We start from the raw sequence: 5710 nt of genomic DNA on the forward strand, positions 1-5710 counted from the left end.
CGCCTCGGCTTCACCCGGCTGCGCTCGGCCGCGACCGGCGGCGCGGCGCTCGGTCCTGAGACCTTCAAGTTCTTCCAGGCCATGGGCGTGCCGCTGCGCACCCTGTACGGCCAGACCGAGCTGCTGGGAGCCTACACGCTGCATCCCGAGGGCAAGGTCGACCCTGATACAACCGGCGTGCCGATGTCAGACGACGTCGAGATCCGGATCGATAACGCCGACGTCCATGGCGTCGGTGAGATCGTGGTGCGGCACCCCAACATGTTTCTCGGCTATTACAAGAATCCCGAGGCCAGCGTCGCGGACATCAGGGACGGCTGGATGTTGTCGGGCGATGCCGGCTATTTCAACGCGAACCAGCAGCTCGTCGTCATCGACCGCATCAAGGATCTCGCCGAGACTTCGCGCGGCGAGCGCTTCTCGCCGCAGTTCATCGAGAACAAGCTGAAATTTTCGCCCTATATCGCCGAAGCCGTGGTGCTGGGCGCAGGCCGCGACGCGCTCGCGGCGATGATCTGCATCCGCTACTCCATCATCTCGAAATGGGCGGAGAAGAACCGCCTCTCCTTCACCACCTACAGCGATCTCGCCTCGCGGCCCGAAGTCTATGCGCTGCTTCAGAAAGAGGTCGAGACCGTCAACGCCACGCTGCCGCCGGCCCAGCGCATCTCGCGCTTCCTCCTGCTGTACAAGGAGCTCGACGCCGACGACGGCGAGCTCACCCGCACAAGAAAGGTGCGCCGCAGCGTCATCAACGAGAAATACGCCGGGATCATCGACGCCATCTACCGCGGCGATGCCGACATCCCCGTCGATACCGTAATCCGCTTCCAGGACGGCACCACGCAGCGGGTGCGGACCACACTGCGCGTGGTGGATCTCGGCGGGCATGGTCACATGGCGGAGGCGGCGGAGTGATGTTTCCGTCGGCAACGAGCGCGATGCGCGTTAATGTGCTCTCTCCCCTGGTGGGAGAGGGCCTCTCCGCTATCAGCCACGCCCTTACTCGGGTGAGGGGTCTCTCCGCACCGTCACTGCCGAAACAACCCCTCACCCGTCTTCGCTTCGCGAAGCCACCCTCTCCCACAAGGGGAGAGGGGAAGAGCGCGCCGCATTTGTCCGCGAGCATCACATGAACACCGCCTTCCTCATCCAGCTCCTGGTCAACGGCCTCGTTGTCGGCACGCTCTACGGCGTGGTCGCGATGTCGTTCGTGCTGATCTACAAGGCGACGCAGGTCGTCAATTTCGCGCAAGGTGAATTGCTGCTGGTCGGCGCCTGGGTGTGCTGGGCCCTGCTGGCGAAATACCAGGTGCCGTTCTGGATCGGCATGCCGATGACGCTGGTATTCATGTTCGTGTTCGGCATTGCGGTCCAGGTCCTGATCCTGCGGCCGATGATCGGCGAGCCCATCATCTCGGTGATCATGGTGACGATCGGCCTCTCCACCGTGCTCCAGGCGACGCTGAAATGGATGTTCGGCGTCAATCCGCAGCCGTTCCCGCGCGTGTTCGAGAGCCAGTCGGTCAGCCTGTTCGGCCTCCAGATCCAGACCGTCTATGTCATGAGCCTCGTGGTGTCGGTCGCGATGATGATCGGCATGGCCTGGTTCTTCCGCGCATCCAAATATGGTCTTGCGATGCGCGCCACCGCGTTCAACCAGCAGGTGGCGCAGTCGCTCGGCATCTCCGTGAAGAGCGTGTTCGCGATGGCCTGGGCGATCTCGGCGACGGTGTCGGCGGTTGCAGGCGTCGTCGTCGCGGTCGTGAACGGCGTGTCCTCGGGCCTTGCCGGTTACGGCATCAAGGTGTTTCCGGCGGCGATCCTCGGCGGGCTCGATTCGGTCGGCGGTGCCGTGCTCGGCGGCATCATCATCGGCCTGCTCGAGAACGTCGCGCAATATATCGACAGCGAATACCTGCACTGGGGCAATCTCTACGAGATCGCGCCGTTCTACGTCCTCATCATCGTGCTGATGATCAAGCCCTACGGGCTGTTCGGCACCCATGACATCGAGCGGATCTGACCATGGCCGGCCCTGCCCTCATTCCTGCTGGTGATTTCCGCGCCTCGTACGCGGCGGACACCACGATCTTCCCGACCACCACCAGCCGCAACTTCGCCATCGCGGGCGTGCTGCTGCTGTGCCTCGCGCCGCAATTCTTCAGCGGCTACTGGCTCAGCATCCTGATCCAGATCGGCATCTTCTCGATCGCGGCACTCGGCCTGAATATCCTGGTCGGCTTCACCGGTCAGATCTCGATCGGGCACGCGGCCTTCTTCCTGCTCGGCGCCTTCACCTCGGCGTACATCTCCAACAACGCGCCGATCCCGGTGTTCTTCGCAATCCCGCTCGCGGGCATCGTCACCGCGCTGGTCGGCCTGATCTTCGGCATCCCGGCGGCGCGGCTGAAGGGGCTTTACCTCGTCATCGCAACGCTCGCCGCGCAATACATCCTGCTCGACTTTTTCTCCCGTGCCGAATGGTTCTCCGGCGGCTCGGTGCCGGCAAGCGCAAACCCGTTCTCGATCTTCGGCTACACGCTGCGCGGCGACAAACAGTATTTCTACGTCGTGCTGGCCTATGTGCTGGCGAGCTATGTCCTCGTCACCAATCTGATGCGCACCCGCGACGGCCGCGCGCTTGTGGCGGTCCGCGACCATTATCTCTCCGCCGAGATCATGGGCATCAACCTGACGAAATACCGCACGCTGTCGTTCGGGCTCGCCGCCTTTTTCGCCGGCATCGCCGGCGCCCTTTACGCGCACTACCAGCTCGTGGTGTCGCAGGAGGGTTTCGGCATCGAGCGCTCGATCCTGTTCCTCGCCATGATCATCATCGGCGGCACCGGCTCGATCATGGGCACGCTGATGGGCACCGCTTTCGTGGTGCTCCTGCCCGAGGGGATGGAGTTCATCAGCCACTATTTGAAGGGCGGCGCGATCGACAAGGCGCTGTCGCTCAACACCAACATCACCTTCCTGCGCGAGATCGCGATCGGGGTGATCATCATCGCGTTCCTGATGTTCGAGCCTGACGGGCTCGCGCATCGCTGGCGGCAGATCAAGGCGTACTGGAAACTCTACCCGTTCTCGCATTGAGCGCGGGCAACTTCACTTAAACAATAAACAGGAGGAACCGACCCATGACGATGAAGTCCCTTTTGAGCACCGCATCGCTCGCCATGGCGATCGCCGCATTTTCGGCAGGCGCGCAGGCGCAGATCGCGATCGGGCACCTCGCCGACTATTCCGGCGGCACCTCCGACGTCGGCACGCCCTTTGGTCAGGCCGTCGCCGACACCTTCGCCTGGGTCAACAAGAACGGCGGCGTCGGCGGCAAGCAGCTCAACGTCGACACCAACGACTATGGCTATCAGGTGCCGCGCGCGATCGCGCTCTACAAGAAGTGGTCGGCGCCGGATTCTAAGGTCGCCGCGATCATGGGCTGGGGCACGGCCGACACCGAGGCCCTGACCGGCTTCCTCGCCCAGGACAAGATTCCCGACATGTCCGGCTCCTATGCCGCCGCCCTCACCGATCCCGAAGGCGTCAGCGGCAAGGCCAAGCCCGCGCCCTACAATTTCTTCTATGGCCCGAGCTATTCGGACTCGCTGCGCGCAATGCTGATGTGGGCCGCCGAGGATTGGAAGGCCAAGGGCAAGTCCGGCAAGCCGAAATTCGTGCACATGGGCGCCAACCATCCCTATCCGAACGCGCCGAAGGCTGCCGGTGAAGCAATGGCGCAGGAGCTCGGCTTCGAGGTGCTGCCGCCGCTGGTGTTCGCGCTCGCGCCGGGTGACTACAGCGCGCAGTGCCTGAGCCTGAAATCTTCGGGTGCCAACTACGCCTATCTCGGCAACACCGCCGCCTCCAACATCTCGGTGCTGAAGGCCTGCAAGACCGCCGGCGTCGAGATCCAGTTCATGGGCAATGTCTGGGGCATGGACGAGAACGCCGCCAAGACGGCCGGCGATGCCGCCAACGGCGTGATCTTCCCCTTGCGCACCGCGGTGAGCTGGGGCGGCGATGCGCCCGGCATGAAGACGTTGATGGAGATCTCGAAGATGTCCGACGCCAGCGGCAAGGTCTATCGTCCCGTGCACTACGTCGCGGCCGTCTGCTCGGCGCTGTACATGAAGGAGGCGATCGACTGGGCCGCCAAGAACGGCGGCGCCACCGGTGAGAACGTCGCCAAGGGCTTTTACCAGAAGAAGGATTGGGTGCCGGCCGGCATGGAAGGCGTCTGCAATGCCTCGACCTGGACCGACAAGGACCATCGCGGCACGCTGAAGGTCGATCTCTATCGCACCAAGATCTCGGGCGCGACCGACGGCGACCTCAACGATCTCATGGCCAAGGGCACGATCAAGCTCGAGAAGGTCAAGACCGTCGAGCTGCCGCGCAAGCCGGAATTGCTGGGCTGGTAACGCAAACTCAGGACGTCATGGCCGGGTTTGTCCCGGCCATCCACGTCTGACTTCACGGCACGAAGTACGTGAATGCCCGGGACAAGCCCGGGCATGACGAGCGTAGCTATTTGGTAGGCACACCAATGACCGACACTCTCGAAGCATCCCGCACCAAGCCGACGGCCGTCGCCGCCCCGCCCCTCCTCGCAGTGCGCAACATCGAGGTCGTCTATGACGACGTCATCCTTGTGCTGCGCGGCCTCAGCCTCGAGGTGCCCAAGGGGGCGATCGTGGCGCTGCTGGGTGCCAACGGCGCCGGCAAGTCGACGACGCTGAAGGCGATCTCGGGGCTGCTCAAGACCGAGGACGGCGAAGTCACGCGCGGCGAAATCGTGTTCGAAAACGAGCGGATCGACGGTATCGATCCCGACAAGATCGTCCGCCGCGGCATCTTCCAGGTGATGGAGGGGCGGCGCATCGTCGCCGACATGACGTCCCTGGAGAACCTCAAGCTCGGAGCCTTCACCCGCAGGGACCGCGAGGTCGACGCCGACCTCGACATGGTCTTCAATTATTTTCCGCGCCTGAAAGAGCGTACCGGCCTTGCCGGCTACCTCTCCGGCGGCGAACAGCAGATGCTCGCGATCGGCCGGGCGCTGATGGCGCGCCCAAAGATGATCTTGATGGACGAGCCCTCCATGGGCCTGTCGCCGCTGCTGGTGAAAGAGGTGTTCTCGATCATCCAGAAAATCAACCGCGATCTCGGCGTCACCATCCTCCTGGTCGAGCAGAACGCGCGCGCCGCGCTGTCGGTGGCGAGCCACGGCTACATCATGGAGCAGGGCAAGGTCGTGCTTGACGGCACCGCCGACGAGTTGCGCGACAACGAGGACGTCAAGGAATTCTACCTCGGCGGCGCGGGCGACCAGCGCAAGAGCTTCAAGAACCTCAAGAGCTTCAAGCGGCGCAAGCGCTGGCTTTGACATAGCGTTTTCAAGCGAAGTGGGACCGGTTCGCGTGAAGAAAACGCGTCAGAACAAGAGACACTTACTCCAGCACCTGTTCCGCTTCCGTGACTGCGCAGAGAACATGATAGAACGACGACGCGGGAATGGTGTCGATCAGCGACTTGCCGTCGCGATCGAACTGGTCGTACCAGCCGCCCCTCACGGGATGGTTGAGATAATGCCGTTCGAGCCGCACCAGCGCCGCACGCGCCTCGTCCGCTGCGCCCGCCTCGCCGGACTCGGCCTGCGCGATCCACGCCTTCGCGATTTCGGTCTGCGGCCAAAGTCGGC

General features: G+C 63.5%; 6 protein-coding genes. 5 read left to right on the forward strand and 1 reads right to left on the reverse strand.

Annotation, left to right across the window (positions count from 1 at the left end; all coding sequences use genetic code 11):
- The 5 genes from MOV74_RS29710 to MOV74_RS29730 form a co-directional block, all read left to right on the forward strand.
- Positions 1-918: AMP-binding protein (locus tag MOV74_RS29710; protein ID WP_246930253.1), on the forward strand; the 918-nt coding region annotated here is incomplete at its 5' end.
- A gap of 214 nt (positions 919-1132) precedes the next feature.
- Positions 1133-2026, forward strand: a complete 894-nt coding sequence (locus MOV74_RS29715) for a branched-chain amino acid ABC transporter permease (RefSeq protein ID WP_246930254.1) — start codon at positions 1133-1135, stop codon at positions 2024-2026.
- 2 nt (positions 2027-2028) lie between these two features.
- On the forward strand, positions 2029-3102 hold the full coding sequence (locus tag MOV74_RS29720) for a branched-chain amino acid ABC transporter permease (protein ID WP_246930255.1): 1074 nt from the start codon (positions 2029-2031) through the stop codon (positions 3100-3102).
- 44 nt (positions 3103-3146) lie between these two features.
- A complete protein-coding gene (locus MOV74_RS29725; protein WP_246930256.1) occupies positions 3147-4430 on the forward strand; it encodes an ABC transporter substrate-binding protein in 1284 nt (427 codons plus the stop codon).
- 125 nt (positions 4431-4555) lie between these two features.
- Positions 4556-5395, forward strand: coding sequence for an ABC transporter ATP-binding protein (locus MOV74_RS29730; protein ID WP_246930257.1), 840 nt, complete (start codon positions 4556-4558; stop codon positions 5393-5395).
- Positions 5396-5459: 64 nt separating this feature from the next.
- Here the strand turns inward: MOV74_RS29730 and MOV74_RS29735 are convergent.
- The coding region (locus MOV74_RS29735; RefSeq protein WP_246930258.1) for an AGE family epimerase/isomerase at positions 5460-5710 on the reverse strand (251 nt) is incomplete at its 5' end.

Source organism: Bradyrhizobium sp. SHOUNA76, from assembly GCF_023006445.1.
Classification (GTDB): domain Bacteria; phylum Pseudomonadota; class Alphaproteobacteria; order Rhizobiales; family Xanthobacteraceae; genus Bradyrhizobium.

What these genes read in the sequence shown, in the direction of transcription:
- MOV74_RS29715 (WP_246930254.1), top strand. Translation starts at nt 1,133, where the DNA reads ATGAACACCGCCTTCCTCATCCAGCTCCTGGTCAACGGCCTCGTTGTC.
- MOV74_RS29720 (WP_246930255.1), top strand. Translation starts at nt 2,029, where the DNA reads ATGGCCGGCCCTGCCCTCATTCCTGCTGGTGATTTCCGCGCCTCGTAC.
- MOV74_RS29730 (WP_246930257.1), top strand. Translation starts at nt 4,556, where the DNA reads ATGACCGACACTCTCGAAGCATCCCGCACCAAGCCGACGGCCGTCGCC.
- MOV74_RS29725 (WP_246930256.1), top strand. Translation starts at nt 3,147, where the DNA reads ATGACGATGAAGTCCCTTTTGAGCACCGCATCGCTCGCCATGGCGATC.